Below are 17,870 nucleotides of genomic sequence, written 5' to 3'. Positions count from 1 at the left end.
TTTGTCTAAACATGTCATAAATTGTTGCAATATATAAAGAAATGAGTTTGAACAAGAGTTCTATAAATTCAACGGAGAGAAGGAACTATGAGGAATAAAGCACCTACCCGCCGTATTGCGTGGGGATATGCCCTTTTAATTGGACTCGCCCTCATGCAGCAACTGATGATTTATCTTAAAGTGTACATGGATCAGAGCTACACTACAGGGGATATGATTTTTAGTATCATGTCGCTGGGTGCTTTGGTTTTCGGTCTTTTTCTGCCTGTTGGTGTATCCGTCGTGGCGGGGTTTGTATATCTGGTTTCTTATTTTGTGTGGCTTGTTACTTATGCTGATGCAAATGTGCTTGTATTCTCCTGGTGGTTGCTCATCCCTGCCAACGTTGCCGTGGCTGCGTTCATCAAGGTAAGTCTGCTGCGCAGTGCGCGTGTAGTGGAACGTCTTCAGGATATGCAGGATCGTAACCCGGAAATCGATCTGGATACCACGCTTGGTAATAAGGGAGCTCTGGCAGATACGTTAATCAAACACAGTAACCTTGCTCGTCGGTACTCCGAAAAGTATGGATTCAGCATTGCCATGTTCAAGATTGAATTCTTGCCACTGGTGATGGAATCCCTTGGTTCTGTCCGGTATGCACAATTCCTGCTTGAAATCTCGGGTACGATCCAGAAGCAGATTCGATATGAGGATTATAAATTTTTCGTGGATCGTGGGCGTTTTGTCATCATATGTCCAATGGTGAATGTGGAATACCTACCACTTCTTACACAGCGGATCAAAAAAGCCATCATGGATCTTCATATTATTGATAAAAAGGGAAATGAACTACAGACGGTGATACGCTCTGGTGCTCTGGTATTCCAAAAGGAGCAATTCAGCAAATACGAGGACATTGACGCGGTTATTGCTGCCCTTGAACGAAACACAGAGACCGATCTCATCGGAGAATATATATAACGGGAAGGAGAGAGGCGCTGTGGACTATATGTCCTGGTTCATCCCGATCTGTATCGCCGTCAGTTCTTTATTTGCGGTATTCACGATTTGGTTAACAATTGCAACCCTTCGCTTTCGGTCGAAAGTTATTCGCAAGTATGATCGGAGGAAAGTAAGTGGCTGATTTTATTTTAATATTATCCATATTTAGTATCTGGATTGCCGTATTCGAGTCAATTGTTATTATGGCAGGTGCGATTCGCTTTATTAATAAACAGGACAAAAAAGGGATTCAGATCCCTGAAAATATGGATCATTATCCAACAGTCACGGTCATGGTACCTGCGCATAACGAGGGTCTGGTCATTGTTGCGACGGTAGAGCATATTCTGCGCCTGAATTATCCGGAGGATAAAGTTCAGGTCATCGTGATCGCGGATAACTGTACAGATGATACCGCAGAGAAGCTGAGATCATTCCTCAGTCAGACCAGTTATATGCATCGTAATGTGACGGTAATGGAGCGAAAAGGAACCGGTGGCAAGTCCGGGGCATTAAATGACGGACTGGACATTGCCACGGGCGACTGGATCTGTATCTTCGATGCAGATGCCGCACCTGAACGGAATTCATTAATGTTTTTGACGCAAAAATCGCTTGAGAACCCTGAACAATATGGCGTGGTTTTTGGCAGAAACAAAGCACGCAACAGAGGACAGAATTTCCTCTCCAAATGCATTAATCTGGAGATCATCACTTCGCAACGTGTGTATCACACGGGTCTGTGGGAATTGTTTCAGCTGGGTTCCATCCCGGGAACGAATTACATTATCAAAACCGACTTGATCCGGGAGATTGGCGGCTGGGATGTGACAGCCATTACAGAAGATACGGCGCTATCATTCGAGATTTTGAATCGCGGACAGTTTGTGGCGCTTGCGCCGCAAGCGGAAGCTTATCAGCAGGAGCCGGAACAGCTTAGTGTATACATGAAGCAGCGCGAACGCTGGGCCAAGGGGAACTACCAAGTGGTACTGGATAATATTCATAACCTGTTTAACCGTTCCAGTTGGCGTAATAAGTTGCTTGTCATCTATTATGCCGTCAGTTATTTCTGGTTTATGCTTGCGATCATTGTATCGGATATTATATTTCTCGTGAATCTGGTTTATCGGGTCATTGCCATATTTAAACCAGAGGTAAGTTCACCGTTCCAGTTTGCCGGCGATGCGTATGTGTTCCTGGTCATTGGTTGGGCACTTATGTACTTTATTTACGTGTTACAGATCAATCTGGCACTTGCCGCAGATATTGGACAGAGCAATACTCGTAATTTCATCTATGCCTGCGTATCCTATTTCACGTATGCACAGCTGTTCATCCTGATCTCGATCAAGGCTTTCTACTCCTTGATCATGGACAAGATTCGGAAACGCGAAAGCAAATGGTACAAAACAGAACGTTTTGGCTAAGCGGCGTAAATGTTATAAGTGTAAGGCAGAAAGGCTGTTTGCTGGATAACTCCAGACAACAGCCTTTTTTTGTTATAGTCAGAGACATCCATATTCTGTATACTCTTACAGGCTGTAAATAGAAAGCATGCTTATCCGAAATGGAGGGTCACAGAATGAAGGGCAGAGGATCGGATTTTTACGATAATGAGGCGAATTTCGAAAAGTACATGGAACGTCGCAAGTGGCAGGAGAACGCCAATGATACATTGGAGAAGCCGGTGATGCTGGAGTTGATCGGAGACGTTGCTGGCAAGAATATTCTGGACCTTGGTTGTGGAGATGCAAGGTTCGCGGCAGAATTGCTCAGTATGGAGAGTGAAGGTGCGACGTATACGGGAATTGAAGGTTCTGTGAATATGATTCAGGCAGCTAACGAGTCAGTAAATGGATTGAATGCCCGGATTGAGCAAGCGTTCATGGAAGACTGGACCTATCCGGCGGGAGCGTACGATCTGGTTATATCAAGACTGGCTGTTCACTATATTGAAGATCTGGAGAGCCTGTTCCGCAACATATACAATACGTTGAAAGAGAACGGGGCATTTGTATTCTCGGTAGAACATCCTGTGATCACGTCTACACTGCAACCCTCCGGGACTCGAACGGATTGGGTGGTTGATCAGTATTTTGTGGAAGGATATCGGGAGCAGCAGTGGCTGGGCGGTTCTGTGAAAAAGATGCATCGTTCCATTGAATCATACTATATGGCGTTGCAGCGGGCAGGATTTCATGTAGAACATTTACGAGAGTCAGCACCACAGCGTGCCTATTTTGTAAACGAGGAAACCTATCTACGCAGGCAGCGTATTCCATTGTTTCTGTTTCTAGGTGCCCGGAAATAGGATAGTGGTAAAACGTATAGATAAATAGATGAACCGTAAAGTTATACTCATAAATTAGAAAGTTCTACACAGAAAACGGTGGATAACACTAGATATAGCAGTAAAAGGCCCAAAATCTATCCACATGTGGATAAGATATTGGGCTTTTTACTGTTATGTTTCTACACCTATGTTACGTTTGCTGTGTATAACCCCGTAATTATGAATCCGCCGCAGCTCTGACATAGACACGTTCACCATGTCGATCCACTTCCACAGGTGCCTCGAAGAAGTTGCTCAGCACTTCTGTGTTCATCAAATCGCCAGTTAATCCGCTACTGACAACTTCACCTCGGCGCAGCAAAAGGCTGTGACTAAAGACGGACAATATTTCCTCCGTGTGATGGGTGACATAGATGAGCGAAGGGGTATCGGGTCGCTGGGACAATTCACGAATACTCTCCAGCAGTCGTTCTCTTGAGAACAGATCCAGTCCATTGCAAGGCTCGTCCAGAATAAGTACGCGTGGATTGGCCATAAGTGCTCGGGCAATGAGAAGTTTCTGTTTCTCCCCTTGAGAACAGGTACGATATTCGCGATCCCACAGGTGCTGACAGCCCAGCGTTTGCATCAATTCCTGTGCCTGTTCCAGATCATCATTCGACAGCTTGTCATACAAGCCAATGGTGGCATGTTTGCCGCTGATCACGACATACTGTGTGCGGTCTGTGCCATGCAATTTCTCTTGCAGAGATGAACTGACCCAGCCAATGGATTTGCGAAGCTGTCTCAGATCCACATCCCCATATTCATGGCCTAACACGGATATCTTGCCTTCGGTCGGCCAGAGATACCCGGTGATCATGTTCAGGAGTGTTGTTTTGCCGGAGCCATTCAGGCCAAGCAACGCCCAGTGTTCACCGTCATTAACCTGCCAGTTCACATCGTTCAGCAGGGTAAGGGGTCCCCTTTTCCAAGTAACATGCTGTACATCAATAATCATGCGTTATTCCTTCCTTCTGTTATCCTCGAGTGTCTTAGGTGTATTGTGGTCACAAAATCAGTGAGGTTTCAACGGTTATCACGCTGTTCTTGGTTGGTCCTTGCGCAGAAATACAGCACACACACCAAGCAGTGGCAAAAACGAACATAACTTGATAACAAACGCAATGCTGGTCACGTCAATTAAGGAACCTAACACAACCGAACCAAGTCCAGCCATGCCAAACGACAGGCCAAAAAACAATCCGGATACCGTTCCAATATGACGAGGAAGCAATTCCTGTGCATAGACAATGATGACGCTGAAGCCGGACATCAGGATTAGTCCAATCATTCCGCATAATACCATGGACAAGACGGGTCCTGCATAAGGTAACAGCAGGGAAAACGGTGCAGTGCCTGCAATGGAGAACCAGATCATCGGTTTGCGTCCGTAGCGGTCAGCGAGTGGGCCGCCGAGCAAGGTTCCGACCATACCTGCAAATTGCAAAATAAACAGACAGATCTGTGCCTGGGAGAGAGGTAAGTCATATGCATCGGCGTAATAGAAGGCGTAATACCCGGTCATGCCAGCAATATATACGAATTTGGAGAATAACAGCAGGATGAGAATTCCCATTGTAAAAGCGATGAATCCCCTGCTCACAGGCTGTGTCACTGGCTCTGCGCCGCTTGATTTTAGAGGGCGTTGCTGACGAATGCGAGTCTCGGCAAGCTTGTCTCTGTACCAACGACTGACAAAAGACTGAATAAAGATGCCGATCAGGGCAAAGCCCATCAGCCATAGAAAACTTCGCTGTCCATGTGGCAGCAGGATGAAGGCGACCAGTAATGGAGCAATAGCCTGTCCTGTGTTGCCTCCCACCTGGAAGATCGACTGCGCCATTCCGCGTCCTCGTCCGGCTGCCATATGGGCCACACGTGAGGATTCGGGATGGAGGATGGATGAGCCTATACCAATCAATGCTGCCGCAACAAGCAGCATCCATAACTCGGATGACAAGGCTAAGCCGAGAACACCGATCAGGGAGAATAACATGCCTCCGGGAAGCAGGATCGGCATGGGCTTGCGGTCTGACATATAACCGACCAGTGGCTGAAGGACTGATGCGGTAATATTCAGGGTGAAGGCAATCCAGCCCATCTGGGCGAAACTGAGCTGCATGGTCTGCTGGAATAGTGGGAAAGCAGACGGAACCACTGTCTGCATCGCATCATTCAGCAGATGGGCGAAGCTGACTCCGGCAAGTGCCCAATTGGCGGAGGAGTTGATTTGCATTTTGCTTAAAGTGGCCTGAGCCATGGGAGATCACCTCGAATTATTTTTTTCTATGATAAAAGATGGGGGAAGATCATGTCTTTGTGAAAAGTGCTTGGAAAGTGAGCACGATTTGCTATAATGTCAGCAGGTGAGCAAACGATGGAATTAAACATGACGCTAAATGGGTTGGAATTATGGAAAGCTACCGGAGGGTTTGCGAATGAGCCGCATGTACATGACGACTGGTATCAGCTAACGCTGCCGGTCAGAGGTCAATGTCATCTGGTACAGGAACGGCATGCATACCCGCTAAGAGCAGGCATAGGGATTATTGCTCATCCCCAGACTGAGCATTATTTTGAGATAGGGTCGGATTCGGCTGTCATTGTGATCAAGTTCCGTAAACCGCCATTAGGTAGTTTAGAAGGTGCGGAATTAAGTGGGGGACGAGCTGAGTTTCGACCTACCCAGACATTTGATCCTGCTGAGATCAGCAGTCTGTTTCGAGGCTGGAATTCCATTTTGTTAGATGATGTGCCCGAAATGCTGCAAGTGCAGGAAACAGAACTGGCGGTTGAAACGTATCTAAGGCGTATGTTGACGGGGCAGGAAAATGGAAAAAGGACTGTAAATCCCGGTACATTCATTGATCCTCATCTCCAACGAGTGCTGGATTACATTCACAGTGCCTACACAGGTCCAATGGATATTGATTCGATGGCGATGGTCGCGCATCAGAGCCGGTATCATTTTATGCGTTCTTTCAAGGCTATTACGGGAACAACACCGTATCAATATCTGCTGAATTTGCGCGTAGAAGAAGCGTCCAGGAGGCTCCGCCATACAACGGATTCAGTGACCACAATCAGTTATGAACTGGGATTTTCCAGCGTCAGTCAGTTTTACAGAGCCTTTCAGCGAGTGTATGTGATGACACCGATGGAATATCGGAATCACATTTAGATTTTAACGGGCAGTCTCGCGTATGCGAGACTGTATTTTAGTACGTTACAGCATGTCACTGATTTTTGTTGTTGCCAAACATTGAAGACTTTGCTAAGATGGGAAAAAGTTTATGTAAGCGTATACATTTAGATTAAAATTACAACGTTGTAATTACAATTATGGCAAATGTTAAAAAGAAATAAATACGGTGTAAGGAGGACTATTTCAAATTAGTTATCTCGCTATTACGCAGAATGATATAGGTTGTTACAAATTGTGAATGAGATGAATAACAAATGCGTCAGTGGAATGACAGTTCCTTTTTATTCAAAAATTCAAACGTTGTAATTATGTAGCGAAGGGGAGTGTTTCACGTTGAAAAAACGCATGTCCACGCTGTTCAGCCTGATCAGACGGGATAAGTATTTGCTACTGATGTTTTCGCCTATCTTTCTGTATTACCTCATCTTCATGTACCTTCCGATGCCTGGCGTGTTATTGGCATTTCGTAATTTCTTGCCGGGGCAGGGCATGCTCAGCGGGGAGTGGGTGGGACTGCGCTGGTTCGAACAATTCGTGAATTCCATTTACTTCTGGCGACTGCTTCGTAACACATTTTTGCTCGCCTTCCTGCCACTCCTGTTTGGCTTCTCCATTCCGATTTTATTCGCTGTCTGCATCGTGGAGATCAAGAACCGGACATTCAAGCGATTTGCCCAGACGGTTACGTACCTTCCTCACTTCATCTCCACTGTTGTTGTAGCTGGCATGATTATTAACTTCCTGTCACCAACAGACGGTATTGTGAACACCCTCATCGCGAGTCTTGGCATGGAAAAAGTGAACTTCATGATGGATGCGAGCTGGTTCCGTACCATCTTCACAAGTTCCGACATCTGGCAGAGCTTTGGCTTCAGCTCCATCATCTACATTGCAGCCATTATGGGGATCGACCCCGAGATGTATGATTCCGGCAAAATCGACGGCGTCAACAAATTCCAGGAGCTATGGCACCTGACCCTTCCCAGTATCAAACCAACCATTGTCATTCTTCTGCTTCTGTCGCTTGGCGGCATTATGAGTGTAGGTTTCGAGAAAGTATATCTGCTCTACAACGGAGCCACCTACGAAACAGCTGATGTCTTGTCTACCTATGTATACCGGATGGGGATTGAGGGCCAGAATTACGGCTTCGCCACAGCGGTCGGCCTGTTCAACTCCATCATCACCTTTATCCTTGTTTTTGCAGCCAATTCCATGACCCGCCGTCTGACCAAGATGTCACTCTGGTAACACCATAACCGAACCCAAAGGAGATCCTGTATGCAAAAATCGAGTAGTGATCGGTTGTTCTACGGATGCGTTTACCTGCTGACCATACTGGCGGTCGTGATTACGTTGTATCCCTTCCTGTACGTCATTAGTATTTCATTCAGCTCGGTGGATGCCATCGACAAACAAAAAGTTGTATTGTGGCCCGTTGGATTTACCCTGTCAGGTTACCAAATGGTACTGCAATACAAGGAGTTGTGGGTTTCGTTCTATAACACCCTCTGGTACACCGTGGTAGGCACACTATTGAACATTGTGGCAACATGTCTTGCCGCGTTCCCATTATCCAGACAGCAGTTTTTCTTACGCCGCAAGCTGAATTTCTTCATCGCCTTTACCATGTATTTCTCGGGTGGACTCATTCCGGTCTACATGCTGATTACCTCGCTTGGGCTGTACAACACCCGCTGGGTTATGGTGCTGCCTGTGCTGGTGATTACGTTTAACGTCATGATCTGCCGCTCAGCGTTCGAAGGTATTCCGAATGAAATATTCGAAAGTGCCAGTATAGACGGAGCCAACGAGATGACGATGCTGTATCGTCTGGCGGTTCCCATCATCAAGCCAACACTGGCTGTGCTCACGCTGTACTATGCGGTATTCCACTGGAACAACTTTTTCACGGCCCTATTATATCTGGGCAAACAGGATATGCAACCCTTACAGATGTTCCTGCGAAGAGTGCTGATCATGGCTTCGCCGGAAGTGATGCAGAAGATGGGCGGTACGATGACATCTGGTGCGCTGGCGGTCTCCTCCCTTCAGGTTCGTTATGTATCCATTGTGGTCAGCATTCTGCCTATTGTTACGATCTACCCGTTTATCCAACGGTACTTCGTTAAGGGAATTACCCTCGGAGCCGTGAAAGGATAGCTTTACTTACTTAAGTGTCATGTCATTCAAGGGAGTTCAGAATGGTTCATACCAAGGAGGAATGATGGATGAGATTTAAAGGGGCAGGAAGAAAAAGTGTAATCGCAGCGATACTGGCAATCAGCCTGGCGGGATGTAGCGGCGGAACAGGGGCGGGAACCGATGCGGGGAGAACCCCGTCCAGTTCGGAACCAGCCTTCAATTATACCGGAGCAGGGCCGGTGACGGATCAGCCGGATGCCAAGCTGTCTATTCTAGGCACCAACGCCTGGACGACTAATGTGGATCTGTCCACCGCAGCCATCGTGAAGAAAATTGAGAGCAACGCTGGTGTGACGGTGGATTGGGATCTGATTCCGCCGCAGAACTATGCGGATGCCGTCAATCCGAGGCTGGCTGCTGGTACCGGCTTGCCCGATATCGTGTACCTGCCGGATCAGGATCAGCTGATGAAGTACATTAACAGCGGTCTGTTCATTCCGATTAATGAACTGGTAGAGAAGTACGGCGTGAATCTCAAAAAAATATATGAAAAGTCGCCTTCAGTCAAAGCCAGTTTAACAACGCCAGATGGTAAAATGTATTATATCCCGCAGCAGACGTTAACCCGCAACTACATGCCGGTATTTATGGTTAATGTGCGCTGGCTCGATAAGTTGGGATTAAGCGAGCCGACCACGCTGGATGAATTCACGGCGATGCTGCGCAAATTCAAGACAGAGGATCCGAACGGCAACGGAAAAGCCGATGAGATTCCACTGTCCATGGAAGCAAAATTTGTATCCATGGCCTTTGGCCCCGCGTTTGGTCTCGATCTGTCCAACCAGTTCTATGCAGACGATCAGGGCAAGGTACATTTCAGCTATTATGAGCCTGCCTACAAGGAGTACTTGACCTATCTGAACGGACTCTACAAGGAAGGTCTGCTTGGGGTGGATTATGCGAGTACCACGAGTGATCAGGTCACGTCGCGCATCTCTCAGGATGTGACGGGCGCAACGTTTAATTTTAGCTGGTATATGTCGATGGTCTACAGTCCGTTGTTCAAGGATTACAATCCGGAAGAGCCAATCATCAAAGGCATTTTACCACTGAAAGGACCGCATGGGGATCAGTTCTATGTAGGACGTACACCAGTGAGTGGCATCTTTGGCATTACACGTGATAGTAAAAATCCGGAACTTGCTTTCCGCTTCCTGGACTATGCCGTAAGTGAGGAAGCACAGACGTATTATACGTGGGGCATCAAGGATGACACGTATACGGAAGAGAATGGCGTGAAGACATTTACGGACAAAGGCAAGGACAATGAATACATTCAGAAGCTCGGCATTGGTCCGGTGAATCTGCCGAACATCCAATCCACCGATTCTGCCGATTCCGTCGTAGCCCCTTGGCATGCAAAAATGGATAAGGAACTGGAGCCGTATGTGCGCGAACCGTTCCCGTTTGTCTATGCCCTGCCGGATGAAGCGAGCGTGGAGAGCATGGCGATGCCTGACATCACCACGTATGTGGAAGAGATGAACTTTAAGTTTATTAGCGGGGACGCCAGTCTGGATCAGTTTGACAGTTATATTGAGACGTTGAAAAAGATGAATATAGAGCAGGTTATTGCGGGCAGACAGGCACAATATGATCGTTATAAGTCTGCACAGAAATAAGAAATAGGGTTTTAGGCGTATGAGAGGTGTTGATTGATTTTGATAACCATTAAAGATATTGCCAAACTGGCGGGGGTGAGCTATAGCACGGTATCGAAGGCGCTGAATGATGATCCCGCGATCAAACCGGCAACAAAGCAGAAGGTGCTTGCGGTCGCGGAGAAACATCAATATCGGAAAAACATGCTGGCCCGGCAGCTCTCCACAGGCAGAAGCAACATTATCGGTTTTGTACTGGATGAGCTGAGCAATCCGTTATTCTCGAACATCTCCGGCCGTCTGCACACCGAGCTGAAGAAGCGAGGATATCAGATGATCCTGGTTGTGGCGGATGATGGCGTGGATGTCTTCAGCCAGCTGCGCGTGGACGGATGTATTCTGTGGGACTATGCACTGGACAATCGGGAGATGTTCTGGAAAAAGTTCGCAACACTCAACATGCCGTGTTTTGTGCTGGGTACAGATGAAGCGCCGAACTCTCCTTACATCAAGATTGACCGCAAAGAAGGGCTGTTCAAAGCAGTGGAGCATCTGAAATCGCTGGGCCACCGCCGAATCGGATTCATCGGAAACTCCCAGCATGTCAAGCTGGAGGGATACCGGGAAGCGTTGCAGCGTACGGGTCTGGCTTTTAACGAAGACCATGTGCTGCCAGCGTATTCCTCCTGGGAAGACGGGTATTTTGCCATACGTAATCATGCGTTTGGGCCGGATTCGCCGACAGCTTTTATTGGACTGAACAACCTGGTCACCCGAGGTGCGCTCCGGGCTTTGCTTGAGGCAGATTACAGCGTTCCACGCGATATCTCGTTAATCGGGTATGATGATCTACCGGATATGCAATATGCGGAAGTGGCTTTGACGACGATTGGCCCGTCTCTGGATGAACTGGCTGTGCAGGCAGCAGAGCTGATTGTATCGTTAATCCGTGATGAACAGGTCGACGTTCCGGTAGTTATTCAGCCCAAGCTGAACCTTCGCAATTCAACGGCAATGTGCCGGCAATAAGGACAGCAACCTATGAAGAGTGAAGCGGTTATCCTAGTCATACATGTATGTATTAGGTGAGTACAACATTCAAGGAGGAATTGCTTATGCAGGTACAGACACAGTTATCCTGGTCTGAGCGAATTGCAGCAACAATTATCCAGCAATGTGACGGGGACGGTTATCATGCGTTCCCTTCGGGACGATGGGCATACGTGGAAGGCATGACCTTGATGGCGATGGCACGAACCGGGCAGTATTATGGCAAGCAAGAGTATGTTGATTTTATGAAAAAACATATGGATCTGTATATCCAGCCGGACGGCTCTATTGGCACCTATACTTTGGAAGAATATAATCTGGATCAGATTAATCAGGGGAAAAACCTGTTTGCATTACTGGATGGTGCTGAAGATAAGCGTTACGCAGAAGCGGCGCATCTCTTGGCAGCACAACTCGCAGGGCAACCCCGAACATCAGAAGGCGGTTTCTGGCACAAAAAAATCTATCCATTCCAGATGTGGCTGGACGGCCTGTATATGTCATCTCCCTTTCTGTCCGAGTATGCGAAGACATTTCATCATCCCGAGTTATGGGATGAAGTGGCGCATCAGATTTTGCTGGTCGAACGCCAGACCCGTGATCCGCGGACCGGACTGCTCTATCATGGCTGGGATGAATCGAAGGAGCAGGTCTGGGCAGATTCATCGACAGGTTGCTCCCCACATTTCTGGAGCCGGGCGATGGGCTGGTATGCCATGGCGATTGTAGACAGCGTGGAGCATTTCCCCGTGAATCATCCAAAGCGCGGAACCATCATCGGTATCTTCGAACGGATGTGCCATGCTTTGGTGCGCATGCAGGAGCAGGAGAGCGGGTTATGGTTCCAGGTACTGGATCAGGGTTTCCGCAAAGGCAACTATCTGGAAGCATCCGGATCAAGCATGTTTGTATATGCACTTGCTAAGGGTGTGCGGCTAAGGTATCTGGAGCCGCATTTCAGAGCTGCGGCGGAGAAGGGATGGCAGGGACTTTCCTCCAGATTGGTGGAGGAGACGGCTGATGGCATTCGGTTAAACGGGATCTGTCATGGCGCAGGACTAAGCCTGGATCGGGATGGCTCGTACAACTACTATGTAACCGAAGCGGTTGTAAGCGATTCTTTTATGGGGGTGGCTCCGCTTCTGCTGGCAGTGCTGGAAATGGAGCGATTGCCATGACGCAGCAGAGATTGCCAAATACAGCATTGGAATCATCGGCTCCCTGTCTGACTGTTGCTTCAGATGGGACAGGGGATTATGTGACGATTCAGGCCGCAGTTGATGCGCTGCCGGAGAATGGCATCGGAACCGTTCCAATTCGAGTGAAGGCTGGTGTCTATCATGAGAAGCTGCATATGGAGAAGCCGGGCATCCACCTGATTGGTGAGGGGGCGGAGCAGACGATCATTACGTATGATGATCATGCACTCAAGAAGTTCCCGGACGGGTCGCCATATCATACGTTTCATTCCTATACGGCTTTCATTGGTGCTGATGATTTCACGGCAGAGGGAATTTCCTTCGTAAATGCTGCCGGGCCGGGCAAGCAGGTTGGTCAGGCGCTGGCCGTTTATGTGGATGGAGACCGGGCGGTCTTTCGCCGCTGTCGTTTGATCGGTCACCAGGATACAATCTTCACCGGCCCGCTGCCGGAGCAGCCCATGGATCGCAGTTATTTTGGCGGGCCACGCGATGGTGCCGAGCGGCGCAAACTGCGGCAGTATTTCGAGGACTGTTACATCGAAGGTGATATCGATTTTATTTTTGGCTCGGCTACCGTGGTGTTTAAGGGCTGCGAGATCTTTACGAAGAATCGCCTGACTGAAGCGGAGGCAGCGGATGGACAAGTGAACGGTTGGATTACCGCAGCCTCTACGCCAGAGGATGTGCGTTACGGCTATGTGTTTCTGGACTGTGATCTGACCAGCAATGCTCCGCCGCAGTCGGTGTATCTGGGCAGACCGTGGCGTCATCATGCCAAAGTCTGTTTTCTGAACTGCTGGATCGGCGCTCATGTGAAGCGGGAGGGATGGCACAACTGGAACAAAACAGATGCAGAGCAGACCGTTCAGTATGCGGAATACAACAGCGCCGGGCCTGGTGCCGGATGTGCTGCTGATCGTGTGCCTTGGGCCAAAATACTGACCGAACAGGAAGCGGCCGAGTACACTGTACCTCTGATTCTGTCCGGCGTAGATGGATGGCAGCCTTTGGAAGGGAGAGGGGGGCTGCGGCGGTAAGATATGCCCTCTTCTCTGCGTAATATCTAACATAGGTTTTCGTTCAAGTCTCCTAAGGACTTGAACGAAAACCTTTTTTGTGCGCTATATTACATTTTTCGCCCCCAATAGAACTATTTTATCCCTTATCTCTTTTGCATTTTACTGATTAAATACAGGGTGAGGATCTGTAAATTCCCTGTAAAATTTGGATGGTGCCTGCAAAAAAAGAACACGAGAGGGAAGGTCCATTTTGGTAAGGGAAGGGAGTGAAGTGACACGCAACATCAGATGGCTGAATGAGGCTGACTCTAATCGATCACAGATCAGATGCAGGTGGACAATTGAAGTTTTGTTTGCAAGGTGAACGTATCCTTAGTACAGGAGGGATTTTGCTTGAATCAAGCTGTTCGATTCCGCCCGGTCATTACATTTGCTTTGACATTTCTTCTACTTATTTCGTGGTTTGCACCGAGAGCCGATGCCGCCGCCCAGTGGCAGGCAGGCACCGCATACAAGAAAGGAGACCTCGTAACATATCAAAATAAAGATTATGAGTGTATTCAGGCCCACACGGCGTTGACCGGATGGGAGCCCTCTGTGGTGCCCGCGTTGTGGAAATACGTCGGGGAAGGTTCGGGAGGGGAAACGCCAACGCCAGATACGGCACCACCTTCTGTTCCTGCGGGTCTGACTTCATCCTCCATCACGAACACCTCTGTGAGTCTTTCCTGGAATGCATCCACGGATAATGTGGGCGTGGCGGGGTATGAGGTGTACCGGAACGGCGTTCTTGTGACAAGTACTTCAACTACAACAGCTGTAGTCACTGGACTGACAGCTAGCACGACTTATGCTTTTTCGGTAAAAGCCAAAGATGCCGCAGGCAATATATCCGCTGCGAGCACCTCCCTCAGTGTGACAACTTCCAATGGATCTTCCAATCCTGGGCCAACCGGCGGCAAATGGCTGATCGGCTACTGGCATAACTTCGACAATGGTTCAACCAATATCAGACTTCGTAACGTATCAACAGCCTATGACGTCATTAATGTCTCCTTTGCTGAACCGATTTCACATGGCAGCGGAACGCTTGCTTTTACTCCATACAATGCAACGGTAGCCGAATTCAAATCCGATATTGCCTATCTGCAGAGCCAGGGAAAAAAAGTACTTCTTTCCATGGGGGGAGCCAACGGTACCATTGAGCTCACCGATGCGACCAAGAGACAGCAGTTCGAAGATTCGTTAAAATCAATCATTTCGACGTATGGTTTCAATGGTCTAGACATTGATCTGGAAGGAAGTTCCCTGTCTCTGAATGCAGGGGATATCGATTTCCGTAGTCCAACTACACCGAAAATTGTCAACCTCATCCAAGGCGTGAAAGCGGTTAAGTCACACTTCGGCGCCAATTTCATCCTGACGGCTGCGCCGGAGACGGCCTATGTGCAGGGTGGATATCTGAGCTACGGCGGCCCTTGGGGAGCTTACTTGCCAGTCATCCATGCCTTGCGTAATGACCTGACCCTGCTTCATGTGCAGCACTATAACACGGGCTCCATGGTGGGGCTGGATGGACGTTCTTACGCCCAAGGAACAGCTGATTTCCATGTGGCTATGGCGGAGATGCTGCTTCAAGGCTTTCATGTAGGCGGCGGTACAGGCCCTTTCTTTAGTCCCTTGCGACCGGATCAGATTGCAATCGGTGTACCGGCTTCCCAGCAGGCTGCTGGAGGTGGTTATACAACCCCGGCCGATCTGCAGAAGGCATTGAATTATCTAATCAAAGGTGTGTCATACGGTGGTTCCTATACTTTGCACCAGTCTACGGGCTATGCGGGGATAAAAGGGATTATGACCTGGTCAATCAACTGGGACGCATATACGAATAACCAGTTTTCGAGCGCACATCGTCCGTTCCTGAACGGGCTGAGTACGCAAACGACAAAGGAGGTTGTGTATTAGATGATACATTTAAATAAACACACTGCTTTCAAGAAAACCGCAAAGTTTCTCCTGGGTCTATCCCTGCTCTTATCCGTCGTTATTCCTTCTTTTGTGCTCCAACCCGCTACGGCAGCAGCTGCAGATTCTTATAAAATTGTTGGTTATTACCCGTCCTGGGCTGCGTATGGGAGAAACTATAATGTAACGGATATCGACCCAACCAAAGTCACGCATATCAACTATGCTTTTGCCGATATTTGCTGGAACGGCGTTCATGGAAACCCGGACCCTTCAGGCCCTAACCCGGTGACCTGGACGTGTCAGAATGAGAAGAGCCAGACAATCAATGTACCCAATGGCACGATCGTGCTCGGCGATCCATGGATTGATACCGGCAAGACATTTGCAGGGGATACGTGGGATCAGCCCATTGCAGGCAATATCAATCAGCTTAACAAGCTGAAACAGATCAATCCTAATCTGAAGACAATCATCTCCGTGGGAGGATGGACATGGTCCAACCGCTTCTCCGATGTAGCTGCGACTGCTGCAACGCGAGAGGTATTTGCAAACTCTGCCGTCGACTTCCTGCGGAAATACAATTTTGACGGGGTAGATCTGGACTGGGAGTACCCGGTATCAGGTGGGCTTGATGGGAACAGCAAACGTCCTGAGGATAAGCAAAATTACACACTGCTTCTGAGCAAAATCCGTGAGAAGCTGGATGCTGCCGGAGCTGTGGACGGCAAGAAGTATCTGCTTACGATTGCAAGCGGTGCATCGACGACCTATGCTGCGAATACTGAGCTTGCCAATATAGCTGCCATCGTCGACTGGATTAATATTATGACATACGATTTTAACGGGGCCTGGCAAAAAATCAGCGCGCATAACGCGCCGTTGAACTATGACCCAGCGGCTTCGGCTGCTGGGGTGCCGGATGCCAATACATTTAATGTGGCTGCCGGAGCACAAGGACATTTGAATGCAGGCGTACCAGCCGCTAAACTTGTGCTTGGTGTTCCGTTCTATGGCCGTGGCTGGGATGGATGCGCACAGGCGAGTAATGGCCAGTATCAGACCTGCACGGGAGGTTCTTCCGTTGGAACATGGGAAGCAGGCTCCTTTGATTTCTATGATCTGGAGACCAACTACATTAACAAAAACGGGTACACGCGTTACTGGAATGACATTGCCAAGGTGCCATATCTCTATAATGCGACCAACAAGCGTTTTATTAGCTATGATGATGCGGAGTCTATTGGATATAAAACCGCTTATATCAAAAGCAAAGGACTCGGCGGAGCGATGTTCTGGGAACTTAGCGGTGACCGGAACAAAACACTTCAAAATAAACTGAAAGCCGATCTGCCTACCGGAGGTACAGTGCCTCCAGCAGATACGACGGCGCCAAGCGTACCCGGTAATGCCCGTTCGACAGGCGTGACGGCAAACTCGGTAACGCTGGTCTGGAATGCTTCAACGGACAATGTAGGGGTTACCGGTTATAACGTCTATAACGGCAATAATCTTGCAACATCCGTCACCGGAACGACAGCAACGATCAATGGACTTACTGCAGGTACTTCCTATACTTTCACGATCAAAGCAAAAGATGCGGCAGGCAATCTGTCTGCAGCCAGTAATGTTGTAACCGTGAGCACTACGACTCAGCCGGGAGGTGATACGCAAGCGCCAACTGCACCGACGAACCTGGCATCAACGGCGCAAACAACATCCAGCATAACGCTGAGCTGGGCGGCATCCACGGATAACGTGGGTGTAACGGGTTATGATGTGTACAACGGAACGGCACTGGCGACATCCGTGACCGGAACGACAGCAACCATCAGCGGGCTTGCAGCGGATACCTCGTATACATTTACGGTAAAAGCAAAGGATGCGGCGGGGAATGGTTCTGCTGCGAGCAATGCGGTGACCGTGAAAACAACAACAGGAACGACAAATCCGGGTGTTTCCGCCTGGCAGGCGAATACAGCCTATACTGTAGGACAGCTGGTCACCTATAGCGGTAAGACGTATAAATGTTTGCAATCCCACACATCCTTGTCTGGGTGGGAGCCATCCAATGTCCCTGCATTGTGGCAGGTTCAATAGTTAAAAAATGGATTACCACATTTTGAATTGAAACGTGCAGTAGACACGAAAAACCGCCGATCTTTGATCCGGTGGTTTTTCTCTCATGTGAATGAAACACTCGCCGTAGTTAGCATCCGGCAAAAGGTAGGCTGAGGCCAACAAGCCAACACTAGGGATCTTTAGTCCAGTGGTTGTAGTAGACATATAGGCTTTAACTTC

General features: G+C 48.6%; 14 protein-coding genes. 12 read left to right on the top strand and 2 right to left on the bottom strand.

What is annotated here, in order from left to right:
• Nucleotides 1–87 precede the first annotated feature (87 nt).
• The 3 genes from NST33_RS30245 to NST33_RS30235 all read left to right on the top strand — a co-directional run bounded on the left by NST33_RS30245 (nt 88) and on the right by NST33_RS30235 (nt 3,298).
• A complete protein-coding gene (locus NST33_RS30245; RefSeq protein WP_221820032.1) occupies nt 88–963 on the top strand; it encodes a diguanylate cyclase in 876 nt (291 codons plus the stop codon).
• A 155-nt stretch (nt 964–1,118) separates the two neighbouring features.
• Nucleotides 1,119–2,414 carry a glycosyltransferase gene (locus NST33_RS30240; protein ID WP_221820027.1) on the top strand — a complete coding sequence of 432 codons (1,296 nt, stop codon included), beginning with the start codon at nt 1,119–1,121 and terminating at the stop codon, nt 2,412–2,414.
• Nucleotides 2,415–2,569: 155 nt separating this feature from the next.
• A complete protein-coding gene (locus NST33_RS30235; RefSeq protein ID WP_221820024.1) occupies nt 2,570–3,298 on the top strand; it encodes a class I SAM-dependent methyltransferase in 729 nt (242 codons plus the stop codon).
• A 199-nt stretch (nt 3,299–3,497) separates the two neighbouring features.
• Here the strand turns inward: NST33_RS30235 and NST33_RS30230 are convergent, their stop codons facing one another.
• Nucleotides 3,498–4,280 carry an ABC transporter ATP-binding protein gene (locus NST33_RS30230; protein WP_339306198.1) on the bottom strand — a complete coding sequence of 261 codons (783 nt, stop codon included), beginning with the start codon at nt 4,278–4,280 and terminating at the stop codon, nt 3,498–3,500.
• A 78-nt stretch (nt 4,281–4,358) separates the two neighbouring features.
• The gene (locus NST33_RS30225; protein ID WP_221820020.1) at nt 4,359–5,582 is read right to left on the bottom strand and encodes an MFS transporter; all 1,224 of its coding nucleotides are present in this window, start codon (nt 5,580–5,582) and stop codon (nt 4,359–4,361) included.
• A gap of 117 nt (nt 5,583–5,699) precedes the next feature.
• Here NST33_RS30225 and NST33_RS30220 point away from each other — a divergent pair, with 117 nt between their 5' ends.
• From NST33_RS30220 to NST33_RS30180, 9 genes are all read left to right on the top strand, one after another.
• Nucleotides 5,700–6,503 carry a helix-turn-helix domain-containing protein gene (locus tag NST33_RS30220; protein WP_221820018.1) on the top strand — a complete coding sequence of 268 codons (804 nt, stop codon included), beginning with the start codon at nt 5,700–5,702 and terminating at the stop codon, nt 6,501–6,503.
• Nucleotides 6,504–6,872: 369 nt separating this feature from the next.
• A complete protein-coding gene (locus NST33_RS30215; RefSeq protein WP_047841090.1) occupies nt 6,873–7,778 on the top strand; it encodes an ABC transporter permease subunit in 906 nt (301 codons plus the stop codon).
• A 30-nt stretch (nt 7,779–7,808) separates the two neighbouring features.
• Nucleotides 7,809–8,690, top strand: coding sequence for a carbohydrate ABC transporter permease (locus NST33_RS30210; protein ID WP_339180568.1), 882 nt, complete (start codon nt 7,809–7,811; stop codon nt 8,688–8,690).
• Between the two features lie 68 nt (nt 8,691–8,758).
• The gene (locus NST33_RS30205; protein ID WP_221820015.1) at nt 8,759–10,354 is read left to right on the top strand and encodes an extracellular solute-binding protein; all 1,596 of its coding nucleotides are present in this window, start codon (nt 8,759–8,761) and stop codon (nt 10,352–10,354) included.
• A gap of 39 nt (nt 10,355–10,393) precedes the next feature.
• Entirely contained in the window at nt 10,394–11,362 is a 969-nt protein-coding gene (locus NST33_RS30200; protein WP_221820013.1) for a LacI family DNA-binding transcriptional regulator, read from the top strand.
• An 86-nt stretch (nt 11,363–11,448) separates the two neighbouring features.
• The gene (locus NST33_RS30195; RefSeq protein ID WP_221820010.1) at nt 11,449–12,561 is read left to right on the top strand and encodes a glycoside hydrolase family 88 protein; all 1,113 of its coding nucleotides are present in this window, start codon (nt 11,449–11,451) and stop codon (nt 12,559–12,561) included.
• Complete coding sequence (locus NST33_RS30190; RefSeq protein WP_221820009.1) at nt 12,558–13,622, top strand: pectinesterase family protein; 1,065 nt, start codon at nt 12,558–12,560, stop codon at nt 13,620–13,622. The genes NST33_RS30195 and NST33_RS30190 overlap by 4 nt, the downstream gene beginning before the upstream one ends.
• Nucleotides 13,623–13,997: 375 nt before the next feature.
• A complete protein-coding gene (locus NST33_RS30185; RefSeq protein WP_260632664.1) occupies nt 13,998–15,569 on the top strand; it encodes a glycosyl hydrolase family 18 protein in 1,572 nt (523 codons plus the stop codon).
• Complete coding sequence (locus NST33_RS30180) at nt 15,570–17,669, top strand: glycosyl hydrolase family 18 protein (RefSeq protein ID WP_221820008.1); 2,100 nt, start codon at nt 15,570–15,572, stop codon at nt 17,667–17,669. It abuts the gene before it with no gap.
• Nucleotides 17,670–17,870 lie beyond the last annotated feature (201 nt).

It is taken from the genome of Paenibacillus sp. FSL L8-0435, from assembly GCF_037965655.1.
In the GTDB taxonomy this organism is placed as follows: domain Bacteria; phylum Bacillota; class Bacilli; order Paenibacillales; family Paenibacillaceae; genus Paenibacillus.
This window is presented reverse-complemented; position numbering and strand designations above follow the sequence as displayed.